This window comes from Caballeronia sp. J97, from assembly GCF_905220305.1.
Taxonomy (GTDB): Bacteria; Pseudomonadota; Gammaproteobacteria; order Burkholderiales; family Burkholderiaceae; genus Caballeronia.
In genome coordinates, this window is record NZ_CAJMZL010000008.1 from 48,680 (window position 1) to 74,027 (window position 25,348).

Annotated in this window: 19 protein-coding genes and 3 pseudogenes; 12 read left to right on the plus strand and 10 right to left on the minus strand. The window is 64.5% G+C overall.

Going from position 1 to position 25,348, the window contains the following annotated elements:
• The first annotated feature begins 198 nt into the window (after positions 1-198).
• From U4Y90_RS13350 to U4Y90_RS13390, 9 genes are read left to right on the plus strand one after another with little or no spacing between them, the layout of a single operon-like run.
• Positions 199-1,767 carry an ABC transporter substrate-binding protein gene (locus U4Y90_RS13350; protein WP_321795037.1) on the plus strand — a complete coding sequence of 523 codons (1,569 nt, stop codon included), beginning with the start codon at positions 199-201 and terminating at the stop codon, positions 1,765-1,767.
• A gap of 3 nt (positions 1,768-1,770) precedes the next feature.
• Positions 1,771-2,691, plus strand: a complete 921-nt coding sequence (locus U4Y90_RS13355; protein ID WP_321795038.1) for an ABC transporter permease — start codon at positions 1,771-1,773, stop codon at positions 2,689-2,691.
• Positions 2,688-3,488, plus strand: a complete 801-nt coding sequence (locus U4Y90_RS13360) for an ABC transporter permease (RefSeq protein ID WP_321795039.1) — start codon at positions 2,688-2,690, stop codon at positions 3,486-3,488. Before U4Y90_RS13355 ends, U4Y90_RS13360 begins: the two co-directional genes overlap by 4 nt.
• Positions 3,485-4,480, plus strand: a complete 996-nt coding sequence (locus tag U4Y90_RS13365) for an ABC transporter ATP-binding protein (protein ID WP_321795040.1) — start codon at positions 3,485-3,487, stop codon at positions 4,478-4,480. Before U4Y90_RS13360 ends, U4Y90_RS13365 begins: the two co-directional genes overlap by 4 nt.
• Entirely contained in the window at positions 4,477-5,442 is a 966-nt protein-coding gene (locus tag U4Y90_RS13370; RefSeq protein WP_321795041.1) for an oligopeptide/dipeptide ABC transporter ATP-binding protein, read from the plus strand. Before U4Y90_RS13365 ends, U4Y90_RS13370 begins: the two co-directional genes overlap by 4 nt.
• A gap of 4 nt (positions 5,443-5,446) precedes the next feature.
• Positions 5,447-6,838, plus strand: a complete 1,392-nt coding sequence (locus tag U4Y90_RS13375; protein WP_321795042.1) for an LLM class flavin-dependent oxidoreductase — start codon at positions 5,447-5,449, stop codon at positions 6,836-6,838.
• Entirely contained in the window at positions 6,831-7,670 is an 840-nt protein-coding gene (locus tag U4Y90_RS13380; protein WP_321795043.1) for a TauD/TfdA dioxygenase family protein, read from the plus strand. Before U4Y90_RS13375 ends, U4Y90_RS13380 begins: the two co-directional genes overlap by 8 nt.
• A complete protein-coding gene (locus U4Y90_RS13385; RefSeq protein ID WP_321795044.1) occupies positions 7,667-9,040 on the plus strand; it encodes an LLM class flavin-dependent oxidoreductase in 1,374 nt (457 codons plus the stop codon). Before U4Y90_RS13380 ends, U4Y90_RS13385 begins: the two co-directional genes overlap by 4 nt.
• Before the next feature lie 15 nt (positions 9,041-9,055).
• The gene (locus tag U4Y90_RS13390) at positions 9,056-10,258 is read left to right on the plus strand and encodes an acyl-CoA dehydrogenase family protein (protein ID WP_321795045.1); all 1,203 of its coding nucleotides are present in this window, start codon (positions 9,056-9,058) and stop codon (positions 10,256-10,258) included.
• A 15-nt stretch (positions 10,259-10,273) separates the two neighbouring features.
• Here the strand turns inward: U4Y90_RS13390 and U4Y90_RS13395 are convergent.
• Positions 10,274-11,378 (minus strand): annotated as a pseudogene (locus U4Y90_RS13395) (LLM class flavin-dependent oxidoreductase); the annotation flags it as partial.
• Here U4Y90_RS13395 and U4Y90_RS13400 point away from each other — a divergent pair.
• Positions 11,368-11,744: pseudogene (locus U4Y90_RS13400) on the plus strand (MetQ/NlpA family ABC transporter substrate-binding protein); the annotation flags it as partial. The pseudogenes U4Y90_RS13395 and U4Y90_RS13400 overlap by 11 nt on opposite strands.
• A gap of 69 nt (positions 11,745-11,813) precedes the next feature.
• Here U4Y90_RS13400 and U4Y90_RS13405 read toward each other — a convergent pair.
• A complete protein-coding gene (locus tag U4Y90_RS13405) occupies positions 11,814-12,455 on the minus strand; it encodes a peroxidase-related enzyme (protein WP_321795046.1) in 642 nt (213 codons plus the stop codon).
• 372 nt (positions 12,456-12,827) lie between these two features.
• On the opposite strand from U4Y90_RS13405, the pseudogene U4Y90_RS13410 reads away from it, so the two are divergent.
• Positions 12,828-13,091: pseudogene (locus U4Y90_RS13410) on the plus strand (acyl-CoA dehydrogenase family protein); the annotation flags it as partial.
• A 251-nt stretch (positions 13,092-13,342) separates the two neighbouring features.
• Here U4Y90_RS13410 and epsC read toward each other — a convergent pair.
• From epsC to U4Y90_RS13450, 8 genes are all read right to left on the minus strand, one after another.
• Entirely contained in the window at positions 13,343-14,269 is a 927-nt protein-coding gene (gene epsC / locus U4Y90_RS13415) for a serine O-acetyltransferase EpsC (protein ID WP_321795047.1), read from the minus strand.
• 293 nt (positions 14,270-14,562) lie between these two features.
• Positions 14,563-15,765 (minus strand): acyl-CoA dehydrogenase family protein, encoded by a 1,203-nt coding sequence (locus tag U4Y90_RS13420; protein WP_321795048.1) that lies wholly within the window; start codon positions 15,763-15,765, stop codon positions 14,563-14,565.
• A gap of 34 nt (positions 15,766-15,799) precedes the next feature.
• The gene (locus tag U4Y90_RS13425; RefSeq protein ID WP_321795049.1) at positions 15,800-17,488 is read right to left on the minus strand and encodes an ABC transporter ATP-binding protein; all 1,689 of its coding nucleotides are present in this window, start codon (positions 17,486-17,488) and stop codon (positions 15,800-15,802) included.
• Positions 17,489-17,502: 14 nt separating this feature from the next.
• On the minus strand, positions 17,503-18,456 hold the full coding sequence (locus U4Y90_RS13430) for an ABC transporter permease (RefSeq protein WP_321795050.1): 954 nt from the start codon (positions 18,454-18,456) through the stop codon (positions 17,503-17,505).
• Between the two features lie 20 nt (positions 18,457-18,476).
• On the minus strand, positions 18,477-19,457 hold the full coding sequence (locus U4Y90_RS13435) for an ABC transporter permease (protein WP_250437299.1): 981 nt from the start codon (positions 19,455-19,457) through the stop codon (positions 18,477-18,479).
• Between the two features lie 9 nt (positions 19,458-19,466).
• Positions 19,467-21,065, minus strand: coding sequence for an ABC transporter substrate-binding protein (locus U4Y90_RS13440; protein ID WP_321795051.1), 1,599 nt, complete (start codon positions 21,063-21,065; stop codon positions 19,467-19,469).
• A 195-nt stretch (positions 21,066-21,260) separates the two neighbouring features.
• Positions 21,261-22,598, minus strand: coding sequence for an LLM class flavin-dependent oxidoreductase (locus U4Y90_RS13445; RefSeq protein ID WP_321795052.1), 1,338 nt, complete (start codon positions 22,596-22,598; stop codon positions 21,261-21,263).
• A 477-nt stretch (positions 22,599-23,075) separates the two neighbouring features.
• A complete protein-coding gene (locus tag U4Y90_RS13450; protein ID WP_321795053.1) occupies positions 23,076-23,636 on the minus strand; it encodes a cytochrome c in 561 nt (186 codons plus the stop codon).
• A gap of 45 nt (positions 23,637-23,681) precedes the next feature.
• Between U4Y90_RS13450 and U4Y90_RS13455 the strand changes: the two genes are divergently transcribed.
• Positions 23,682-25,313, plus strand: a complete 1,632-nt coding sequence (locus U4Y90_RS13455; protein ID WP_321795054.1) for a methyl-accepting chemotaxis protein — start codon at positions 23,682-23,684, stop codon at positions 25,311-25,313.
• The last annotated feature ends 35 nt before the right edge of the window (positions 25,314-25,348 follow it).

Genomic DNA, 25,348 nt, shown 5'->3' on the forward strand with positions numbered 1-25,348 from the left:
CTTCGACGATCAACGATGTTTAGTATTCCGATTCATGATCTTCATGACCATCGCTTGAATCGACGTCAATACGGTTCTCATATCGATATCTCTTTTGCTCGCTTCGAATTCGGACGCGTGCGCGTCATCATGTTTCCTTCGTAAGCATGCTTCCCTAAACAGACGAGGGCACGCCCTCGCCCGGCACTCAGACCACCTATGCACACGCTTTCGTCAGTCTTTCGCGGACTGATCTTCGCCGCCGCCCTGTCCGGCGCCTTCATCCAGACCGCACGCGCGGCGAGCACCGCGCCCGCGGTCGATCGCGACACCGTCGTGATCGGCGTCGAAAAGGAGTTCTATAACTTGGACGGCCTCGTCGCCGTGAGCGGCGACTCGCTGCGCTACGGCTGGCAGATTTACGACACGCTCTACGGCTTCGACCAGAAAGGCAATCTCGTGCCGCGCCTCGCGACGAGCGTGACCGTTTCCCCCGATGCGCGCATCTTCACCTACAAACTGCGTCCGAACGTCAGGTTCCATAACGGCACGACGCTGACCTCGCGCGACGTGAAGGCATCGCTCGAACACGTGCTCGATCCGCGCAGCAAGAGCACCCGCCGTCCGTTCTTCGCGCCGGTCGTCGATTCGGTCGAGACGCCCGACGATCTCACCGTCGTCTTCAAGCTGAAGCAGCCTGACGGCGCGTTCGCCAACAAGGTCGCGGGTTATCTCTACATCATTCCGGCCGACTATCTCGCGAGCCTGACGGACCCCGATGCATTCGCGCAAAAGCCGGTCTCGCTCGGTCCGTACAAGTTCAAATCGCTTGCGCCGGGCGGCAGCGAGCTCGTGCTCGAACGCTTCGACGATTACTGGGGCGAGAAGCCGCGCGTGAAGACGCTGATCTTCCGCGCGATCACCGAACCGGCGAGCCGTGTCAACGCGGTGCTGCGCGGCGAGGTCGATCTCTCGGTCGCTCTGCCGTTCTCCGACTATGCCCGTCTCAAGAAGGAGAGCGGACTCGACGTGATCGCAAGCCGCGTCGCATCGCCGGTTTATGTGCGCGTCTATACCACCGACAAGAACTCGCCCTTCTCCAGCGTGCAGGTGCGTCAGGCACTCAGCTACGCGCTCGACACCAACGCGATCATCAAGAGCGTCCTCTACGGCGTCGGCGAGCCGCTCGGCACGATGATCTCGAACTACTATCCGTACGGCGCGGATCGCTCGATCAAGCCGTATCCCTACGATCCCGCTAAAGCGCGCGCCTTGCTCGCGCAGGCGGGCTATCCGAAGGGCTTCGAGACCACGCTCAACATTCAGGGCGACATGCCGCAAGGGGTCGCCGAAGCGATCGCGGCCTATTGGGGGCAAGTGGGCGTCAAGGTCAAGCTCAATCGCCTGACTTATGCCACCTTCCAGCGCCTTAACAACACGCACACGTCCGGGCCGCTCGCGCTGAGCCAGTTCACCAATGCGCTGTACGATCCAGTGCATCCGGTTGGCGGAGCGTTCGCATCGGCAGGAAGCTGGTCCGATTATTCCAATCCGAAAGTCGATGCGCTGCTCGCCGACGTCTCCCGCGTCAGCGACACGAAGCAGCGCGGCGAAGTGTTCCAGAAGATCGGCCGCGAACTGCACGACGATGCCGCCGCGTTCTTCATTTCCGAATTCACGTACGTGTACGCGAAGAAGAAAACGCTGCAATGGCAGCCTCAGCAAGGCGGCGGCTTCCTCAACTTCCGCACGATCCAGTGGGCGCCGCAGACGGTCGCCGGAAACTGAGCGATGCCGGCCTATCTCCTGCGCCGCATCGGGTCGGCACTGCTCACCGTGTGGCTGATGTCGGTGCTGATATTCGTGCTGGTGCGAATGGTCGGCGATCCCGCCTATCTGCTGATGCCGCCCGAAGCGACCGAAGCCGACCGTCAGCTCTTTCGCGAGCAACTCGGCCTCGCCGATCCGGTGCCGCTGCAATACGCGCGCTTTCTCGCGGGCCTCTTGCGTGGCGACATGGGGAACTCTTTCCACTTCGGCGCGCCCGCGCTCTCGATGGCGCTGAGCCGGCTCGCATCGAGCCTGCTGCTGGTGGGCGTGTCGCTTGCGCTGGCGCTCGCCGTCGGGCTGTCGCTGGGCGTGGCGTCGGCGGTGCGAAGGGGAACGTGGATCGACCGCATCGCGTCGATATTCGCGGTGCTCGGGCAAGCCGCGCCGCCCTTCTTCGTCGCGTTGCTGTTGATCCGCCTCTTCTCGGTGCAATGGGGCTGGCTGCCGACCGGCGGACACGGCTCCTGGCGTCATCTGATCCTTCCGGTCTGCGCGCTCGCGTGGTATTCCGCCGCGGGCATTGCCCGGCTGACGCGCGCCAATATGCTGACCGTGCTCGAAGCCGATTACATCCGCATGGCGCGCATCAAGGGACTGCCTTCGCGCGTCGTGATCGGCACGCATGCGCTGCGCAACGCAGCCCTGCCGATCGTCGCGTTCACGGCATCGCAGTTCGGCGTGCTGATCGGCGGCGCGGTCGCGATCGAAACGGTGTTCTCGTGGCCCGGCTTCGGCAGTCTGATGGTCGAAGCCATCAGCACGCTCGATTTCACCGTGGTGCAGGCCGCCGTCATCGTGTCGGTGCTGCTGTTCGTCTCGATCAATCTCGCGGTGGACGTGATCTATGCGCTCGTCGATCCGCGCATCCGGTATCGGCAATGAACGCGCGACACATCCTGTTCGGCAGCCTGCTCGCCGCGATCGCGGCGGCGTCCGCATTCGCGCCGCTCTTCTCGAACGTCGATCCGAACGCGATCGACCTGTCGGCCACTTTCCAGTCGCCGACCTGGCATCACTGGTTCGGCACCGATCAGATGGGCCGCGACGTCTTCACGCGCACGCTCTACGGCGGCCGCATCTCGCTCGCGATCGCGTCGTGCGCCGTGCTGCTCGCGGGCTTCTTCGGCGCGATCGCGGGATTGTTGTCGGCCTACATCGGCGGACGTTTCGATGCCGCGCTCATGCGCATCGTCGATGCGCAATACGCGTTGCCGCCCGTCTTTCTCGCCATGCTGATCGTCGGCATCTGCGGACCGAGCATGACCAACATCGTCATCGTCGTGACGCTCGCGAACTGGGGGCGCTTCGCGCGCATCATCCGCGCCGAGGCGTTGAGCCTGCGCGAGCGCGACTTCGTCCTGATCGCGAAGCTCGCTGGCGCGACACCGCTACATGTCGTGCTGCGCCATCTGCTGCCCAACGTGCGCAATACCTTCGTGGTGCTGCTGACGCTCGATATCGGTCTCGTCATCTTCATGGAGGCGGCGCTGAGCTTCGTCGGACTCGGCGTGCAGCCGCCCGATCCCTCGTGGGGCGGCATGATCGCCGATGGCCGCAACTATCTCGACACCGCGTGGTGGCTTTCCGCGTTGCCGGGCCTCGTGCTGATCGCGACGGTGCTGTCCAGCAATCGGATCGGCGGGTCGTTGCAGCGTGGCGACCAGGGAGTGCCGCGATGAGCGTATTGGCCATTCATGACCTCGTCGCGCAGGCCGGACCCGCGCGGCTCGTCGATGGCGTGAGCTTCTCCGTGCGCGCGGGGCGCACGCTCGGTCTCGTCGGCGAATCCGGCTCGGGCAAGAGCGTGACGTGCCTGTCCGTGCTCGGTTTGCCGCCACGCGGCGTGCAGGTCAGCAGCGGGCGCATTCTGTTCGACGGCGACGACCTGCGCACGAAAACGCCCGCCGAACTGAACGCGCTGCGCGGCCGCGAGATCGGCATGATCCTGCAGGATCCGATGACCTCGCTCAACCCGCTGCTGACGATCGGCCGGCAGATCACCGAGATGTTCCGGTATCGCGATGGCGTCACGAGTCGGAAGGAACGCGAGGCACGCGCGATCGAACTGCTGCGGCGCGTGCACATTCCCGCGCCGGAAAGCCGCCTGAAGAGCTATCCGCATCAGTTCAGCGGCGGCATGCGCCAGCGCGTGGCGATCGCAATGAACCTGGCATGCAATCCGCGCCTCTTGATCGCCGACGAACCGACGACCGCGCTCGACATCACCGTGCGCCTGCAGATTCTGGACCTTCTGCGCGAAGTGCAGGCGGAACGCGGCACCGCGATCGTGCTCGTCACGCACGATCTGCATCTGGTGCGCCGCTATTGCGACGATGTCGCCGTGATGTATGCGGGACGCATCATCGAACAGGGGCCGGTCGCGGACGTGTTCGCACGGCCGCGTCATCCCTATACGAAAGGGCTGATCGGCGCGGTGCCGCGCCTGCGTCATTCGCAGCATCGGCTCACGGTCATATCGGGCCAGCCGCCGTTGCCGGGCAGCATCGCGCAAGGATGCCGCTTCGCGCCGCGCTGCCCGCGAGTGCAAGCCGATTGCGCGAGCGTCTATCCGGTAACGCGCAGCGTCGACATGCATCGCAGCGTCGCGTGCTGGCATCCCGAGCCGGACCAGCAGACGGCCGACGCTCTTCCCGCGACGGCGGCATCATGAACGCACTCGAAGTTTCAGGCATCGGGCGGGCCTTTCCCGTGCGCGGCGGACTGTTTTCGAAACCGGCGCTGCTGCGCGCGGTGGAGAACGCCTCCTTCGCGTTGCCGCGCGGCGGAACGTTCGGACTCCTCGGCGAATCGGGATCGGGCAAGTCGACGCTCGCGAAAATCATCCTCGGCGCGGACCAACCGACGTGCGGCGACGTGCGCTTCGGCGAGCGCCTATTCGGCACGTCGCCGCGCGACGCGGATCGACGCTGGCGGCAACGCGCCGTGCAAGCCGTGCTGCAGGACCCGTTCGGCTCGCTCGATCCGCAGATGAAGATCGGCGATATCGTGCTCGAACCGTTGCGCATCCAGCGAAGCGGCTTCGCACGCGATGCGTTGCACGAACGCCTCGACGAACTGCTCGCGCAAGTCGGCCTGCCCGCCGAATTCAAGCGCCGCCGTCCGGGCGAGCTGAGCGGCGGCCAGCGTCAGCGCGTGGCCATCGCGCGCGCGCTCGTACTGGAGCCGGAGATTCTCGTGCTCGACGAACCCGTTTCCGCGCTCGACGTATCCATCCAGGCGCAAGTCCTCAACTTGCTGAGGGATCTTCAGGATGCGCTCGGCCTTTCGTATCTGCTGATCTCGCACGATCTCGCCGTGGTCGCCTTCATGAGCAGCCATATCGGCGTGCTCTATCTCGGGCGCTTCATGGAGCAAGGCACGCGCGACGACATCGTGGAACGCGCGGCGCATCCGTACACGCATGCGCTGATCGCCGCGTCCGAGCCGGATGCGCGCGATGTCCGCCCGATCGTCGGAGAGATTCCGTCGCCGCTCGCGCCGCCCGCCGGATGCGTCTTTCACACGCGCTGCCCTTCGGCGCGCGGCATTTGCGCAAGCACAGCGCCGTCCGAGCAGCGTCTTTCGTCGACGCATCGCGTGACGTGCCACTTTCCGCTCACTACGAAGGCCTGAGTCCATGTCAGAAGAGATTCGCATCAACGCGTTCCTGGCCTTTGCGCCGACGCACCTGTCGCCCGGACTCTGGGCGCATCCGCGCGACCGTGCGCTCGACTACAACTCGCTGTCGCTCTGGACCGATCTCGCGCGCACGGCCGAGCGCGGCGGCTACGACGCGCTCTTTTTCGCCGACGGCATCAGCCAGTACGACGTGTACGGCGGATCGAACGCGGCGGGCGTGCGCTGGGGCCTACAGTTTCCGCGGCTCGATCCGCTGCTGCTCGTCTCCGCGATGGCGCAGGTCACCGAGCATCTCGGCTTCGCGGTGACGAGCAGCGTGAGTTACGAAGCGCCGTTCCTCTTCGCGCGGCGCATGTCGACGCTCGATCATCTGACGCGCGGACGCATCGGCTGGAACATCGTGACGAGCTTCGGGCAAAGCGGCTCGCGCGCGATCGGCCAGGCCGACGCCCGTCCGCACGACGAGCGCTACGACCTCGCCGACGAGTACATGGCGATCGTCTATCGGCTGTGGGAAGCGAGCTGGGAGGACGGCGCGGCCGTGCGCGACCGCGATGCGCGCGTGTTCGCGGACCCGGCGCGCGTGCATGAAATACGCCACGAAGGCCGCTTCTTCTCGATGCAGGGCACGCATTACTCCGAGCCATCGCCGCAGCGCACGCCGTTGCTCTATCAGGCGGGCACATCGAATCGCGGCAAGGACTTCGCCGCGCGTCACGCCGAGTGCGTGTTTCTCAGTTCGCCGACCGCGCAATTAGTGGCGCGCGATGTCGCCGACGTGCGCGCACGCGCCGCCGCGCTCGGACGCGACCCGGCATCGGTGCTGTTCTTCTCGCTCGCGACCGTGATCGTCGCGTCGACTTCGGAGGCAGCGCAGGCGAAATGGCAGGACATTCAGCGCCACGTGAGCCTCGAAGGGGCGCTCGCGCTGTTCTCGCGCTGGAGCGGCATCGATCTGTCGAAGTACAGCCCAGACGATCCCTTGCAATACGTGAAGAGCGAAGGCATGCAGTCGGCGATCGAAGCCTTCACCGTCGCCGATCCCGAGCGCGTGTGGACCATCGGCGAACTGGCGATCTTCAACGCGATCGGCGGCAAAGGGCCCGTGTTCGTCGGCTCGCCGACCGAAATCGCCGATGCGCTCCAAAGCTGGAAAGCGCAGACGGGCGTCGATGGCTTCAATCTCAGTCACGCGCTGCTGCCGGGCACGCACGAGGATTTCGTCGATCTCGTGGTGCCCGAACTGCGGCGTCGCGGTGTCTACAAGAACGCTTATCGCGCAGGCACGCTGCGGGAAAAGCTGTACGGCGAAGGTCACGCGCATCTGGACGCACCGCATCCCGCGGCCACGCATCGCGCAGTATTCATCGAGGAAAACACTCATGCTTGATACCGCTTACGAAACCATCACGGTGCAGCCGCTCACGCGCCATATCGGCGCGCTGATCGGCGGGATCGACCTCACACGGCCGCTCGCACCCGAACAGGTGAGCGACGTGCGCCGCGCGCTGCTCGCGCATCAGGTGATCTTTTTTCGCGACCAGCCGATCACGCTCGATCAGCATCTCGCGCTCGGACGTCAATTCGGCACGCTGCACGTTCATCCCAACAGCGCCGGTCCGGACGGCTATTCCGAGATCCTGACGATTCATAGCGATGAAACCACGAAGCGCATCGCGGGCGACCGCTGGCATTCCGACGTTTCATGCGACGAAGCGCCGCCGATGGGCAGCATCCTGCATCTGCATACCCTGCCCTCGCACGGCGGCGACACGCTCTTCTCCAGCTCCTACGCGGTGTACGAATCGCTCTCGCCGGGTTTGCGGACGTATCTCGAAGGACTGAGCGCCACGCACGACGGCGAACCGACCTATCGGCACCGCAATCGCCTGCGCGGCATCGACGATACCGGCAAGCGGTTTCCGAAAGCCTCGCATCCGGTCGTGCGTACGCATCCCGAGACGGGCCGCAAGGGCGTCTTCGTGAACTCGAACTTCACGACGCATATCGACAACGTGCCCGCCGCCGAGAGCGAAGGCATCCTGCGCCTGCTGTTCGAACGCTTCGCGTCGCCGGAGTTTCAGGTGCGCTTCCGCTGGGATCCGCATTCGATCGCGTTCTGGGACAACCGCGCGGTACAGCATCTGGCCGTGTGGGACTACTATCCGGAAGTGCGCTCGGGATACCGCGTGACGATCAACGGAGACAAGCCTTTCCTATGAGCACGCCGAAACAGATTCGGGTGAACGCATTCGCGCTGCATAGCCCGGTGCATCATTCGCCGGGCATGTGGCGGCATCCGCGCGACCGCTCGCTCGAATACAACACGCTCGACTATTGGGTCGATCTCGCGAGGACGCTGGAGCGCGGGCTCGTCGATTCGCTTTTCATGGCCGACAGCATCGGCGTGAACGACGTGCATGGCGGCAGCATCGACACCGCATTACGGCACGGCGCACAGGTGCCGAAGCAGGACCCGGTGATGGCGCTCTCCGCGATGGCCTACGCAACGCGCGATCTCGGCCTGTGCGTGACGAGCAACGCCAATCACGAGCCGCCCTACGTGTTCGCGAGGCGCATGTCGACGCTCGATCATCTGACGCGCGGGCGCATCGGCTGGAATATCGTGACGGGCTTCGCACAGAGCAGCGTGAAGGTGCTCGGCAAGGACGGCATCGCGTCGCGCGACGAACGCTACGACATCGCAGACGAGTACATGGATGTCGTCTACAAGCTCTGGGAGAGCAGTTGGGAAGACGGCGCGAGCGTGCGCGACACGGCGAGCGGCATCTTCGCCGATCCGTCGAAGGTGCATCGCGTCGATCATCGCGGCAAGTATTTCAAGGTTCAGGGCATTCACATGACCGAGCCATCGCCGCAGCGCACACCGGTGCTGTTTCAGGCGGGATCGTCGGCGCGCGGGCAGCGCTTCGCGGGACGTCACGCCGAAGGCATCTATCTGAGCGGGCCGAGCAAAAGAGTTCTCACGCCGGTCGTGAGAGGCACGCGTGCCGAAGCGGTGAAAGCCGGCCGCGAGGCACGCGACATCCAGTTCTTCACGATGGCGACGATCATCACCGGCCGCACGACGAAGGAAGCGCGCGACAAATATGAGGACTATCGCCGCTACGTGACGCCGGAAGCCGCGCTCGCGATGTTCTCGGGCTGGACCGGCATCGACTTCTCAACCTGCGACCCCGACGAGCCGATCCGCTACATGCAGCTCGACGCGGGCACGTCGTCCGCGCTCGAAGGCTTCACGAAGCTCGACCCCGAGCGCGTGTGGACCGTGCGCGAACTCGCCTTGCACAACGCGATCGGCGGACGCGGGCCAGTCTTCATCGGCGCGCCCGATGAAGTGGCCAGCGCGCTCGAAGAATGGGTCGATGAAACCGACATCGACGGCTTCAACCTGAGCTATGCAGTCACGCCCGAAGCCTACGAGGATTTCGCGGATCTCATCGTGCCCGAGCTGCAGGCGCGCGGCCGCTACAAGACCGCTTACGCGCCGGGGACGCTGCGCGAGAAACTCGGCGGCGCGGGCAGCCGGCTGAACGACCGTCATCCCGGCGCGGCATTTCGTCTCCGATAACCACCTACTCCTCATATGAGCACCCAAAACACCAAGCTTTCCGACGCGCTCGCCGCGTTGCCCGCGCTGGCGCAGGAAATCGGCGTCGATGCCGCGCAACGCGAAATCCGCCGCGAGTTGCCGTTCGCGGCCTTCCAGGCCTTCCGCCGTTCAGGTCTCGGCGCGTTGCGCATTCCCGTCGAGCGCGGCGGTCTCGGCGGCACGCTCGAAGACGCGATCCACGTCGTGACGACGCTCGCCGCCGCCGAATCGAACGTCGCGCATGCGCTGCGCGTGCATTTCGATGTCGTCGAGTCCTTGCGGCTCGCGCCGCGCACGCCATTCCACGACCGGCAGATCAGCCGCATCGTCGAAGGTGCGCTCTTCGGCGGGGCATCGGGCGAACAGGGCACGGCGCGCGCGGGCGAGATCGAGACGGAGCTGCGGCGCGAAGGCGATCATTTCCGTGTGACGGGCAAGAAGTACTACACGACCGGCACCGCCTACGCCGATTTCGTTCGCACCAATCTCGTCGATGAACAGGGCAATGGCGTCACCGCGATCATCCCCGTGCGCGCCGATGGCGTGCAAGTGCTCGACGACTGGGACGGCATGGGACAGCGCATGACGGCGAGCGGCAGCACCGTATTCGACAACGTGCGCGTCGATGCGAGCGAAGTCGTCGAAAAGGGCTATGGCTCGCTCGCCGGGCGGCATGGCGGCGCCTATCGTCAGTTGCATCTGGTCGCGGTGGCGGCGGGCATCGTGCGCAACATCATCGCCGATGCATGGGCCTACGTGAGCGCGCATGGCCGCCCCGTCATGCACTCCACCGCGCCGAGCGCCCGCGACGACGTGTTCATCCAGCAGGTCGTCGGCGAGTTGTCGGCGCTGAGCCATACCATCGACGTGCTGGTGCGCGAGAACGCACGCACGCTCGGAGCGTCGTCGGATGCCATTCTGCGCGGCGACCCCGATGCCGACGAACGCGTGCTGCAAGGCGCGCTCGCGACGGCGCGCACGCAGATCGTCGTGGGCAGGCTGGCGTTGCAGGCGGGCGAGCGGCTTTTCGATGCAGGCGGCGCGTCGGCGACTTCGCGCAAGCACAACTTCGACCGCCACTGGCGCAATCTCCGCACGATCTTCAGCCACAACCCGCTGCATCACAAGGCCAGGGTCATCGGCGACTATGTGCTCAACGGCGTGAAGACGCATCTGGTGGAAGGCCGCACGTTCTGAGCGACGCCGCGCGCATCAGCCGCACGCGAAGAATCGGTTGGCCGGCCTCGGCAAGCCGAGATGCTCACGCAGTGTCGAACCCTCGTAAGCGCGACGGAAATTTCCGCGCCGCTGCAACTCCGGCACCACCTTGGCGACGAAATCATCCAGGCCCGCGAGCAGATACGGAAACATCACGTTGAAGCCGTCGCTGCCTTCCTCGACGAGCCACTGCCCCATCTCGTCGGCAATATCCGTCGCGGCGCCGACCATCTGCAAGCCGGAGTAGCCGCCTGCACGCTGCGCCAGTTGCCGCACGGTGAGCCCGTCGGCGCGCGCCATGTCGATCACGCGTTCGCGCGCGCCTGCTCGCGTCGGTTTCGGGTATCTCGGGCAACGGGCCGTCCGGATCGAACGACGAGACGTCGTGCCCGAGCGCGATCGACAGCGACGCGAAACCGCTGTCGTCGTGTACGAAGCTATCGAGCAACGCGCGCTTCTCCTGCGCTTCGTCACGCGAGTCGCCCACTACGACGAACGCGCCCAGCAGTATCTTCAGATGCTCGCGCGCGCGGCCCGCGCGTTCCATGCGGCCTTTGACATCGGCATAAAAGCGCTTGCCCGCCGCAAGATTCGGCTGCGCTGTGAAGACCGCGTCGGCGGTTTCGGCGGCGAGCTGCCGCCCGGCTTCCGACGACTCCGCCTGCACGACCATCGGCCAGCCCTGCACCGATCGCGCGATGTTCAACGGCCCGCGCACCGAAAGATACTCGCCTTTGTGGTCGAGCACGTGCAGCTTCGCAGGATCGAAGAAGAGGCCGCTTTGCGTGTCCTGCACGAAGGCGTCGTCGGCCCAGCTATCCCAGAGGCCGGTGACGACGTCGTAGAACTCGTGCGCGCGGCAATAGCGCTCATCGTGCTCCATATGTTCGTCGCGGCCGAAATTCAGCGCGGCATCGGGGTACGATGTGGTGACGAGATTCCAGCCCGCGCGCCCTTCGCTCAGATGATCGAGCGATGCGAAACGCCGCGCGATGTGAAACGGCTCGTCGAACGTGGTCGATGCCGTGGCGATCAGGCCAATGCGCTCGGTCACGGAAGCGAGCGCGGACAGCAGCGTGAATGGCTCGAACGGCGTGATCAGGCTGCGCGAGAACGCCGGCCAGCTGCCTGCCGCGCGATATCGCGAACAACCCGAAGCATGTGCAGATCAAGGAGCTGGACGCGGGTATCGTCGGCCGCGCGATCGGCGATGTCGACGCCGCCGTCGTCAACACCGATTGGGCGATCAAGGCGAACATCCAGATTCCGCAGGAGCGCATCGCGCAGGAAAAAGGTGACGAACAATCCATATCGCAACTTCATCGCGGTGAACGCGAAAGATGCGCAGGCGCCGTGGGTCAAGGCACTCGTCGCGAGCTATCAGCAGGCGAATGTCGCGTCGTCGATTCTTTCGGTGTATCGCGGGGCGACGTTGCCGGCGTCGGAAGGCGCGCCGCAGCATTGAACGTGACGGCGAAGCAGCGCCGTTCATCGGGACGCGGGGCCTGTTTTCGGGAGGAAGCAGGCCCCGGCTTCATTGTGTCCCCGGATCGCGGCGCGCGAAGAACTGTTCGTCCGGCACGACATTCAACGCGATGGTCAGCCGGTTCGCATAGTTGAAGAACGCCGATATCTCCAGCACTTCGGTCACCGCCTGTTGCGTGAAGCCGATCGAGCGCAGCCATTGCAGATGCTCTTCGCGGATGCTGCCCGGCTCGCGCGTGAGACGCTCGGCGATCTCGGCGAGCGCTGCCTCCTTGACGGACAGCCGCACATGGCGAAAACCCTGTGCGATGCGCTGCGCACGCACGGTATCGCCCGACACAGCCGCTAGCGCCTGCGTGTGATTGAAAACGCAATAGCTGCACTCGTTCACGGCCGACGTGACCACCGCGATCAGCTCGCGCTCCGCTGCCGTGAGATGGCTGCGGTGCGGATCGAACAGATGCTCGTAGAAGGTGACGAGCCGGTACGCGGTATCGGGATTGACCGAGAACGCCGCGAGCCAGTTCGGCACGAAGCCATACTGACGGCGAAACTTCGCGTGGATCGACGCGACGTGCGGCGGCAAACGCGCCTCGTCGGGCAATCCGAAACGCGAAACCGGTTCGCGTATTGCATCGGCGTCCGAATTCAGATGATCTGCGAATGGATCTGAAGGTGCGAGCGTGGACATCGTCTGGATTCTCCTGGCGCTATGTTCTGGCATCCAAATTAACCCACTCGCCGACGAGCGGTGTGACTGATTTTTCATAAGCTAATCGGTGTTTGTGCACATCGCGCTCGCCGAATTGCAAATCGCAAATCGATATTGGCTCGCACCGAAGATCGCTGCGCATAATGAGCCGCAGCTTCTCTTCACTCCTTCCAGGCGAGGCATGTGACATGGTCACGCTTCCGCAACTGCTGCGCGAGCAGGCGCGGCTCGCGGCCCGCGCACCATCGACGGCGCTTGCACTGAACATGCATCTGTACTGGGTCGGTGCGGCGTTGCATCTGTATCGGCGCGGTCTATTACGGCATCGCGAAGCGGGCGTTCGGCGTCGCGGTGGAATCGGCGAAGCAGCGTGCATCGCCGGCCATCGGCGGCAAGACCTATGCGTACAAGCCGCTGACGCAGCAGGCGGTCGCGGAGGCGGCCATCGAGGTTGCGAGCCTCGAGGCGCTGGTCGAGCGCGCGGCCGAGCGCTGGCGGACGGGCTACGGCGAAGGCGAACCGTGGATCGCGCACCTGCTTGTGGCGAAACAGCATGCCGTCGATGGCGCGCTACGCGTGGTGAACCTCGCGCTGAAGATCGCGGGCGCGGCTTCGCTGTCGCGGCATAACGAGCCGGAAAGGCTGTATCGCGATGTGCGCGCGGACGCGTTCCATCCGCCCAACGCGGATGCGGCGCATGAAGTCATCGGCCAGGCTTGGCTTGGGGTGCTCGGTCAGGCGCGAGCTTCGCGGCGCATGGTTGATCTTTCCATGCGCCGCGCTCGACCTTCGCCCCCCCATTCCAGGCGTTGCTTCTGCGTTCAGGCTTGCGCTCTGCGTGCTTCGCAAAGCATAGTGCTCACCGCTCAACCTCCACTGCAGGCGCGCGCGCCCGTCTCGCCGCTTTGCGAGAGCGCCTGCGTGACGGAAACGCCCGGCGCGACGTCGTGCGTGAGCCATACGTTGCCGCCGATCACCGCGCGTCGTCCGAGCGTCACGCGTCCGAGGATCGTCGCGCCCGCATAGATGACGACATCGTCTTCGACGATCGGATGACGTGCGAGGCCTTTTTCCAGATGACCTTCCGCGTCGCGCGGGAAGCGTTTCGCTCCGAGCGTTACCGCCTGATAGACGCGCACGCGATTGCCAATGACCGCCGTCTCGCCGATCACCACGCCCGTGCCGTGATCGATGAAGAAGCCCGAGCCGATGCGCGCGCCCGGATGAATGTCGATGCCTGTTTCCCCATGCGCGAGTTCGGCGACGATGCGCGCGAGCAGCGGCAGCCCGAGCCGATACAGCTCATGCGCGACGCGATGGTGGATCATCACGAGAATGCCGGGATAGCAGAGCAGCACTTCATCGACGCTGCCCGCCGCCGGGTCGCCCTGATAAGCCGCGAGGATGTCGCTGTCGAGCAGGCTGCGAATGCGCGGCAGGGTTTTCGCGAACGCGCGTATCGCATCGCTCGCGCGTGTCTCGACCGCGTGATCGTCGCGCGGCAGATGACGCGCCTTGTATTGCAGCTCGAGCTTCGCCTGCACGAGCAGTCCTTGCAGCGCGAAGTCGAGCGCGTGGCCGACATAGAAGTTTTCGCTTTCCTGTCGCAGGTCGGGCGGTCCGAGCCGCATCGGAAAGAGCGCGCCTTTAAGTGCGCCGATGATGTCGCCGAGTGCCTCTCGCGCGGGAAGCTCGCGGCCGCCCGGTTCGAGCGACCGCTTCTGTGCTTCGCGCCACTGCTGGCGGACCGTCTGAAGCGATTGGACGATGTCGTCGATGTCGAATACAGCCACAGTGCAGTCCTTTCCATAGTGAGCCCGCTCTGGTCCTGAACCGGGGGCAAGCTGAGTGTGGCGCGCGATACGCGAGGGGTGAACTCGTCGCCCGCGCTCATCGGATTGGTGCGAGCGGTTGACGCGCCGCCTGCATCGCAGCGAAACAGCGGCGGCTCGTGCGGCGGCCGAGACATGTCGACCGCGTTGCCCATGTTGAAGTAGCCCGCCTGCGCGAACAGCGCGATGTGTTCGAGCCGTTCCGCGTTGCAGCGCCAAGGGCCACGTGCCGATGTCGCGGCCCTGGCAAGACATCAAAACACGCGCCCTTCGGTCAGATGCGTCGTCACGCCGTTGAGCGCGTAATCGCCGATAACGCGCGCCTTGTGCAGCAGCGGATTGTGGCTGAAGATCGTGCGCAGATTGCGCCAGTGACGATCGAAGTTGTGCGCGCGCGCCGTCGCCGATGCGCCGCCCGCCTCGAACATGCGCTCCGCGGCGCTCAACGCGAGCTTGCTCACGACGATCTGCGTGCGCGCCGTCGCGAGCGCGCCTTCGAGCACGAGCGCTTCGGCGTCGGGATCGCCGTTGCGGATCGCCTGCGACGATCGTTCGAGCACGCGTGCGTTGTCACGCACGAGCGCATCGATCGCGTGACTGTTCGCGCTCAGTTCGCCTACGACCTGCTGAATGAACGCATCCTCGCGCGCCGACGGCGCCGTGCTGTGCAGCACAGGGCGTCCGTGTTTCAGCACATAGCGCTGCGCATCCGCGACGACGTTGCGTACGATGCCCGCCGCCACCGCCACCAGATGCAACTGACGCAGTGCGCCGCCGTGACGGCCCGTGAGCGTCGTCTGCACGCGCGGCGTGACTTCGTCCGCGTACACGACGAGATCGTCGAACTCGAGACTGCCGCTCGCGGTCATGCGCTGGCCCATGCCGTCCCAGTCGTCGAGCACGCGCAGTCCCTCGCGTTGAATCGGCACGACCGCTATCGCGGCTTCGCCGTGTTCGTCCTGCACGTTCAGGCGCGCGTAGTCGGAGAACGCGGTGCCCGTCGCGTAGTACTTGCGGCCGTTGAGACGGAAGTGATCGCCTTCGCGCCGCAGTTGCGTCGTGATTTCGCCGGGGCGCGACGTGCCCGCTTCCGTCGAAGCACCGCCGAAGATCGCGCCTTCCGCCACACGCCTGATCTGCAATGCGTTGAACGGCGTGCGCGGCGAAAGCAGCAGCGCTTCGGTCTGGTCGAAGTGAATGCGCAGCGCGTGCGCGACGTTGCTTTCGTGCGCGGCAAGCGTTGCGATCACTTCGAAGACGTCTTCGAGCGAGCCGCCGAGCCCGCCCCACTCGAGCGGGAAACGCAACGTGCCGAGGCCCGACCGGCGAAACAGCGTGAAGGCCTCGAACGGCAGTTCACGGCGCGCCTCGCGCGCGGCCGCATCTTCGCCGATGGCCTTCGCCAGTTCGGGCAATGCGGCGAGCGCGGCTTCGAGTTTCTGATTTTTGTTCGACATGTGACGTGACATCCTTATGGTCTTGATGCGTGCCCTACGCGGCTTGCGCATCGAATCGTTTGCCGGGAATCGCATCGAGCAGCGTGCGCGTGTATGCATGCCGCGGCGCGCGCCATATCTCGCGATGCCCCCCGCTCTCGACGATGCGCCCGCCATGCATCACATGGACGCGATCGGCGATGTATCGCACCACGGAAAGATCGTGCGATATGAAGAGATAAGCGAGCCCGAGATCGCGTTTCAACTCGACGAGCAGATTCAGGATTTGCGCCTGAATCGACACATCGAGAGCGGACACCGGCTCGTCGCAGATCAAAAGCGCGGGCTCCAGCACGAGCGAGCGCGCAATGCCGATGCGCTGCCGCTGACCGCCCGAGAATTCGTGCGGATAACGATGGAGCGCGGCGCTCGGCAGACCGACGCGATCGAGCATCGCGGCCGCGCGCCTGCGACGCTCGCGCGCATCGGCGATGCCGTTCACGGCCATCACCGTATCGAGAATGTCGCCGACGCTGCGGCGCGGATTCAGCGACGCGTACGGGTCCTGGAACACCATCTGCATCCGGGCCCGCAGCGGACGCAACGCGCGTTCGGACAGGGGCGCGAGATCGACGCCGCGCATGCGGATCGCGCCGCTCGACACGGGCACGAGACGCAGAATCGCTTTCGAAAGCGTCGACTTGCCGCAGCCGGATTCGCCCACGAGACCCACGGTTTCGCCGGGCGCGATATCGAACGACACGTCATCGACCGCGCGCAGCGCGCCCTCGCCGTGCCGATGCGCATAGTCGACCGTCAGATGTCGCAGCGAAAGCAGCGGCGCGGCGGCGTCGAATGGCGTTTCCGGGATGCTGATGGGCGCAAGCGGCGTCACGTCGAACGCGGGCATGCCGTCGGCGCCTTGCGCGTGACGAATCTCCGGCAGCTTCCAGTCGCGGTAATGCAGCTCCGTCGCCACGTTCAGCGATGCGCCCAGCAGCCCGCGGGTGTAGGCATGCTGCGGCCGCTCGAAGAGTTCGCCCACCGGCGCCTCCTCGACCTTCTCGCCCACGAGCATCACGGCGACGCGATCCGCATGCTCGGCGACGACGCCGAGATCGTGCGTGATGAGCAGCAGCGACATCGACAGATCGCGCCGCAATTCGGCGAGCAATTCGAGAATGCGCGCCTGAATCGTGACATCGAGCGCGGTGGTCGGTTCATCCGCGATCAGCAGGCGCGGACGACATGACACGGCCATCGCGATCATCACGCGCTGGCGCTGCCCGCCCGAAAGCTCGTGCGGATAGTCGAAGACGCGTCGATGCGGCTCCGGCATATGGACGAGATCGAGCAGTTCGACGGCGCGCTTCATCGCCGCCTGTTTCGACAGCGCTTGATGCCGGCGCAAGGTCTCGACGATCTGCGCGCCGACCGTGAGCACCGGATTGAGCGATGTCATCGGCTCCTGAAAGATCATCGAAATCTCGCTGCCGCGCACATCGCGCATTTCACGCGGGCTCATCGCGAGCACGTCTCGTCCGTCGAAGCGGACGCTGCCCGTCACACGGCCCGGCTCCGGCACGAGCCGCATGAGCGACAGCGCGGTCGCGGATTTGCCGCAGCCGGACTCGCCGACGAGCGCAAGCGTCTCGCCTTCGGCTATGTCGAGATCGATGCCGCGCACTGCGCGATGCGCGCCGAAATTCACGCGCAGATCGCGCACTTCAAGAAGATTCGCCACGGATAGGTCTTTGGTCAGGAACGTTCGCGCATGCGCGGGTTGAGTGCGTCGTTGAGGCCATCGCCGAGCAGATTGAGCGCGAGCACCGCGAGCACGATCGCCGCGCCCGGCACGGCGGTCAGATACCACGCCGTGCGCAACGAATCGCGCCCCGCGCCGATCATGCCGCCCCATGTGACGACATTCGGGTCGCCCATGCCGAGAAACGACAGCGAAGACTCGATCAGGATCGCGCTCGCGACCATCACCGATGCGGTCACGATCACCGGCGGCAGCGCGTTCGGCAAAATCTCGCCGAAGATGATGCGCGCGTCGGAAAAGCCCTGACTGCGCGCGGCGAGCACGAAGTCCGACGAACGCAGCGTGCGGAATTCGGCGCGCACGATGCGCGCGACCGTCGGCCACGAAGCGACGCCGATGGCCAGCGCGATCACCGTCACGTTCGGACGCCCGATCGCGACGATCACGATCACGAGCAGAAACGACGGCACCGTCTGAAAAAGCTCGGTGACGCGCACGAGAAGATCGTCGATGACGCCGCCGAAGAAGCCGCCGATCGCGCCGACGAGCGTGCCGATGACGAGCCCGATCCCCGCCGCCGACGCACCGATCAGAAGCGATACGCGCGTGCCGTGCGCGATGCCGGCGGCGACATCGCGGCCGAGCGAATCGGTGCCCAGTCGGTACAGCGGGTCGCTGCCGGGCCATTCGAAGGGCGCGGCGACCATATCGAGCGGATCGCCGGGGAAGAAATGCGGCGCACTCAGCGCAAGCGCGATGAACACGGTCAGGAGGACGATGCCGGCGAGCGCGGAAGGATTGCGCAGTAGCGCGCGCCACACGCCGCGCGAGGCGTGGGCATAAGGCGCGCGTTGAGCGCGCCGTGCGCCGAACAGCGCACCGGCAAGCTGGCGCCGCCAAGCCGAGCCGTGGCCGGATGAAGCAAGTTCGGTGGAATCGGAAGCCATGCGTTTCCAGGTTCGATGAGTCAGACGATGCGTGGATCGAGCCACGCCTGCAGCAGATCGACCGTCACGTTGGCGACGATCACGAGCAGTGACGAAAGCAGCAGCACGCCGAGCAGCACGCTGAAATCGCGCGCCATGACGGCATCGAGCGCGAGACGCCCGAGGCCCGGCCAACTGAAGACGGTCTCCGTCACGGCTGCGCCGCCGAGCAGCGTGCCGAAGTGAATGCCGACCATCGTCGTGAGCGGCATCAGCGCGTTGCGCAGCACATGACGCACCGTGACGCGCAGCGGATGCAGTCCCTTCGCGTGCGCGGTACGCACGAAGTCCTGGCGCTTCACTTCGAGCATCGCGGCGCGCGTGAGACGCGCATAGATGGCGACGAAGAAAGTCGCGAGCGTCACCGCTGGCAGCAGCACATGCTTTGCGACATCGGCGGCATACGCGAAGCCGTGCAAGGACGCGCCGACAGTGATATCGCCGCCGCTCGGCAGCCAGCCGAGATGCACCGAGAACAGCACGATGGCGAGCAGGCCGATCCAGAAGCCGGGCGTCGAATACAGCACGAGCGCGAGCACGGACAGCACGCGATCCGGCCACTTGCCCGCCCAATGCGCCATGACCGCGCCGAGCACGATGCCCGCGACGATCGCGAGGGCGAGCGCCGTGCCCATCAGCAGCAAGGTGTTCGGCAACCGCGACAGAATGAGTTGCATAACGGGCGCGTCGTAACGCGGCGAATAGCCGAGACTGCCGTGCGCGAGATGCGACAGATACGCGCCGAGTTGATGCAGCACCGGCTGATCGAGGCCGAACTTCGCGCGCAATGCCTGCAGCGTTTCGGCGGTCGCGGAGCCCGCTTCGCCCGCGAGCACATCGGCGGCGTCGCCGGGCATCAGCTTCAGCAGGAAGAAGTTCAGGACCACGATGGCGAGCATCGTCGGCAGGGCTTGCCATGCGGTGCGCCGCGCGATGGCGGCGAAGCGCGTGCGTCGGTTCATTGTCCGTCCTCAGGCGCTCAGCCACACATCGGCGAGATTGCCTTCCAGCCCCTGCGCCGACACCGTGTGATTGCGCACGCGCCGGTTCGCGAGCGTAACCATGCGCGGCGCGACGAGACTGAGGATCGGCAGCTCGCGATAAACGATCTGCTGAAACTGCTGGTAGAGCGCCACGCGCTTATTCTCATCCGTTTCGATCGACGCCGATTCGAGCAGCGTATCGACTTCCGCATTGCTGTAGTGCGGCGCGTTCGAGAACGGCACGCCGGGCCGGATGTTCTTCGACCAGTAGAGACGCTGCACGCCCACGCTCGGATCGAACAGCGTATTCACGCCGATGCTCGTGAAGTCGAATTGCCGATCCGCATACACGCGCTTGAGAAACGAAGGCAGATCCTGCGAACGCACGGTCACCTCGATACCCACGCGCGCGAGCGCCGACTTCACGTAATCGGCCTGACGTCGGTACATGTCGCCATAGGGCAGAAAATCGTGCGTCAACTGAAAGCGCGGGCCGCCGTTCTTGCTCGGATAACCCGCGGCGTCGAGCAGCTTTTCCGCGTTGGCGATATCGAATGCGTAAGGCGCGAGCTTCGCGTTGTGATACGGCGAGGCGGGCGTGATCGGCGTCGGGGAAATGTCGGCGTAACCGTACGCGATCGTCTTCTGCACGATCTGCGGATTGATCGCATGCGCGATCGCCTGACGCACGCGCACGTCCTTCAGGATCGGATGATCGAGATTGAAGTCGATCTCCGACAGCGGCTCCAGAAAGCGATAACCGCGCGTTTCCACGGCCAGTTGCGGCAATTGCGTGAGACGCGGCAGATCCGAAAGCGGCACGGGATTCTCGCCGCCTAAATCGAGCGCACCGGTTTCGAACGCGGCAGAGCGTGCGGCGGCATCGGGAATCACCTTGAACACGAGCGAATCGATATATGGCTTGCCCGCATCCCAGTAATCCGGATTGCGCTCATAGACGATGCTCGCGCCACGCGTCCACGACTTGAAGCGGAACGGCCCGGTCCCGATGGGCGCATTGTTGTGCGGGTTCGTCAGCGGATCGCCGTTCGCATAGAGATGCTTCGGCACGATCGGCGATTCGCCCGCCGACAATGCCTTCAGCAGATACGGCGCAGGCTTCGACAATTCGATGACCGCGGTGCGCGCATCGGGCGTCGATACGCGCGTCACATTGGCGAAGGTGCTGCGCCCGCGCGGATGGATCGACTTCAACAAGTCGATGGAAAACGCAACATCCGCCGACGTGAACGGCTCGCCGTCGTGCCACTTCACGTTCTGGCGCAGCGTGAACGTGTACTTGAGACCGTCCGGGCTCACGTTCCACGCGGTCGCGAGCTGCGCCTTCGGCTTCAGATCGAAGTCATACGCGAGCAGGCCTTCGAGCACCTTCGAGCTCGCGACGAGCGCGGGCCCCGTCGTCTGGAAGATCGATACGAGCACGGGCGGCTCGGGATTGATCAGCATGTTGAGCGTGCCGCCACGCTTAGGAGCCGCTTCCTGCGCGAAGGCGAGCGAAGACAGGCCGGCGGACGCGAGCGCCGCGCCCGATGAAACCAGAAAATCGCGTCGGTTGAAGCCTGCCATGTGGTGCAATTCCTCTCTGTTCGTTGTTCGGCGGCCGAATGTGACGCGCCGCGGCGATCACGATAAAGCGGCATCGCGCGCGCGTGAACGAACGGTTATGCATATGGAAAGCATGGCGACTCGAAAAGCATGTGACGTCGAATGCAATGCCGAAAGGGATCGACACGTTACGGGTACCGCTCCCCTACCGCGTACCTAATGCGTGTCGAGCACCGCGCCCTCCGGCACCGACAACCCCAGATGACTGCGCAAGGTCTTGCCCTCATATGCGCGACGGAAAATGCCCCGCTGCTGAAGTATCGGCACGACGCCTTCCGTGAAGGCTTCGAGACCATCGGGCAGTACGTCGGGCATCAGATTGAAGCCGTCGGCGGCGCCGTTCCTGAACCAGTGCTCGATGTCATTCGCAACTTGCTCGGGCGTGCCGACGATCACGCGATGTCCGCCGCCGCCCGCCAGCGCACGGATGAGTTCGCGCACCGTGTAGCCATGCGTGCGCGCCTGCGCGAGCGTCGCGTTGAAGAACGTGTGATTGCCATTGCCGCCATTGGGCAACGGCAAGTCGTCGGGCAAACGCTTGTCGAGCGAAAGCGAATCGACGGGAATGCCGAGCGTGCCGGCGATGCGGTTCAGGCTGTACTGCACCGGAATCAGATCGACGAGTTCGTCGCGGCGTCGCAGCGCCTCGCTCTCCGTCGAACCGATGATCGTGGTCAGCCCCGCGAGCACTTTCACCGCGTTCGGGCCGCGCCCGTAACGCGCCGCGCGCGCGTTGAGATCTTCGCGATATCCGCGCGATTCGTCGAACGATTGCGATGCCGAAAACACCGCTTCCGCATGGCGCGCGGCAAGCTCGCGTCCGTCGCCCGATGCACCCGCCTGCACCAGAACCGGATGACCCTGCGCCGAGCGCGGCAGATTCAGCGCGCCGCGCACGCTGAAAAATCGCCCACGATGATCGGCCGGATGCACCTTCTCGAGGTCGACGAAGCGCCCGCTTGATTTGTCCGCCACGAATGCGTCGTCATCCCAGCTATTCCACAGCGTCTTGACGAGCGCCGCGAACTCGTCCGCGCGCGCATAGCGCGTTGCATGGTCGGGGACCGTGTCGTGACCGAAGTTGCGTGCGGAGGGCAGGTCCGCCGTCGTGACGATGTTCCAGCCCGCGCGTCCGCCGCTGATCAGATCGAGCGTCGCGAATCGACGTGCGATGTTATACGGCTCGTTGTAACTCGTCGATGCCGTCGCGATCAGCCCCAGATGAGTGGTCGCGGCCGCAATGCTCGTGAGGAGCATCGTCGGTTCGAGCGCCGTGATGGGGCGCATGTCGAGCTGATCGGAGATCGCGGCGTTATCGGCGAGAAAGATTGCATCGAGACACGCACGTTCGGCCAGTTGCGCCAATCGCACATAGTGGTTCACGTCGAGGAATACGTTCGGATCCGAATCCGGCAGACGCCATGCCGAGGGCACGAATCCGGAATGAAGCGCGTTGATGTTGAGATGCAGTTGGCGCGGGGCATCGCCGCTCATGGAAAGCTCCGGAGAATAAGATAACTCTCCATCTTGTACGGGCGACACGAACGACGCCAAGAACGATTTCAACAAAGCATATGAAGAGCGGCGCTAAACGGATGAGGCGCGTGTAGCGCGATGAAGCGCCCTCGCCTATTTGATGATGCGAGCTGCCACGAGCCGGTCCTTCCAGCTTCGGTCTCGAATGAAGACGCGAGTCGCTCCTCACCTGATCTGCAACACCGCCTGGCGCACATCGATGCGGCGCGGAATCACCTTCGTACGAAAGCCAGATTCGCCGAGTCCTGCTGCGCGCGGATGCCCGAACCGCTTCATGCAGGGGGCAACGAAACGCACCGCCAAGCAATCCTTTGAAGTTTGCAAATCACCGGCGGCATCGATCCATCATTACGTCATGCTACGCATGTCGATTTGATGCTGCTGCTATCGGATAAGGACCCGTTACAGGCACGGCGTGAGCCGTTGGCATTCCGTTCAAAGGTGTCCCGGTCGCGGGTCTGAAACGAATCCAACGCGGTTCGGCATGCGAATGGCGGCAAGCGAATGTGCATCGAGGCGAACGTCGTCGGGAACGATGCCGTTCTGATTCAGGATCCACGCGCTCACTGCATAGACCTCGTCCGCGCTCAGCGATTGCGGCGCGTTGTAGGGCATCGCGCGGCGGATGTAATCGAAGAGTGTCGTCGCGTACGGCCAGTAGCTTCCGACCGTGCGAACCGGCTTCGCGCTCGCAAGCGTGCCGCGCCCGCCGATCAGCCGGTCGCCCAGCACGCCCTCGCCTTTCGCGCCGTGACACGCGGCGCACTTGGCCGCGAAGATCCGCGCGCCGGTCGCCACGTCGCCGCTGCCCGCAGGCAGGCCGTGACCGTCGGGCGCGACATCGATGTTCCACGCAGCGATGTCTGCCGCGCTCACGGGCGTACCGATTGTGCCGATAGCGCCGCGCGCCGTCGCTATATCCGCGGCCCGCTCGGGCCCGTCCCGAAACGGCCCCGAGCAGGCGATTAGACAGAGCGCCGTCAGGCCGACGATCATCGAACCTTCGAAACCGCCGACGCTGAAGCTGCGAAACTCGTCGCATTGTTGCGCGAGTCAGCCGCAAATACCAAGTCGTTCGACATAAGCTCGGAGGCTGGCCTGCTGGCCGACCAGTATGCGAGGTTGAAGGCAATGCCGCTGTCGACACCATCGGACGAGCTTTTCGGCGCTCATACAGCCCTCGTACACGCAATTTTCAAGTTCACTGCCGATTTGGCAGACAGGTCGACGCTTGCTCTTGACCCGGAGGCGACGACCTACTATCTCATGAACACGGTCGTCTTCTCACTGCCAATGTCTGCCGAGCTGGCTGCGATTACGCGCGGACGGGGCGCCGCGGCATTGGCCCACGGTTCGCTCGATGAAGCCGATCGTGGTGCGCTTGGTGTCTACGGTCATCTGCTGCGTGAGAAGATCGCGACGGCGCGTCAAGACCTGGATCGTGCACACCGGACAATCGGCGATTCAGATGGGAAGCAGGCGTTGCAATCGCTGAGTCTGAGCGACTTCGACGCCTTCAGTTCGTTGGTGATCGAACTCGCGTCCGGCAGCGCGGCTAAACAGGTGGACTCGACTGAGTACTTTAACGTGGGCAGCAAGGCCGTCGACGTCGTTTACCTCGCGCATGCGAGGCTTTCTATGCGGTTGCGCGACTTGCTGATTCAACGTAAGGCGGCTAACGCGCGATCCGTCGCCCTCATCGGTACGGTGAGTGCCCTGTCAGTGTCATTCGCGTTGTATCTGTTCGTAGCGTTCTCTCGACGAACGGCAGCCGATGTCAAAGAAATCTCGGATTGCATGCAGCGAATGAGCACAGGCGACCTGCGAGGACAACTTGAGATAAGCGGAATCGATGAGCTTGCGCTGATCCGACGAAGAATGAACGAGTTGTTGAGCGCGCTCAATCGAATCCTGCTGGCGACGAAAGCGAGTGCAGTATCGGTGTTTAGCGGCAGCGAGGAGATTGCCGCCGGTAACGTCGATCTGTCGACTCGAACGGAAGAGCAAGCAGCATCACTACAAGAGACGGCTGCAAGCATGGAGCAGCTCACATCCACAGTGCGACACAACGTGGAGAATGCTCGTCGGGCTGGCACCTTGAGTCGGGAGGCATCGTCAAAGGCCGAAGGCAGCGGCGAGGTAATCGCTCAAGCTGTTGAGGTGATGCGAGACATTGGCAGGCGTTCGGCCGAAATGGCCGAGATTATCGGCACGATAGAAGGCATCGCTTTCCAGACCAACATTCTCGCCTTGAATGCAGCCGTCGAAGCTGCACGGGCGGGCGAGCACGGCAGAGGCTTCGCAGTCGTCGCAACTGAGGTCCGCATGCTCGCGCAGCGCAGTGCTGTGGCCGCCAAGGACGTCAAAGAAATGATCGAACGCTCGGGGGCGAGCGTTGCGGGTGGAACTCGACTGTTCTCATCGGCGCATCAAGCGGTCGCGAACGTTATATCGTCGATCAATGGTGTCGACACGATCGTGAACGAGATCGCGGGAGCTTCGGTTCAACAGGGGGCGGGTATTGAGCAAATCAACATCGCGATCACGCAGCTTGATCACGCAACTCAACAGAATGCCGCACTTGTCGAACAATCGGCGGCTGCTAGCGCCTCGTTGAAGGAACAGGCCTTGCAAATGGAGAAGCTTGTTTCGACGTTCAGTTTCGACAATTAGTGCTACGCGGGTGGACTCCTTTGACTTTCGACGCG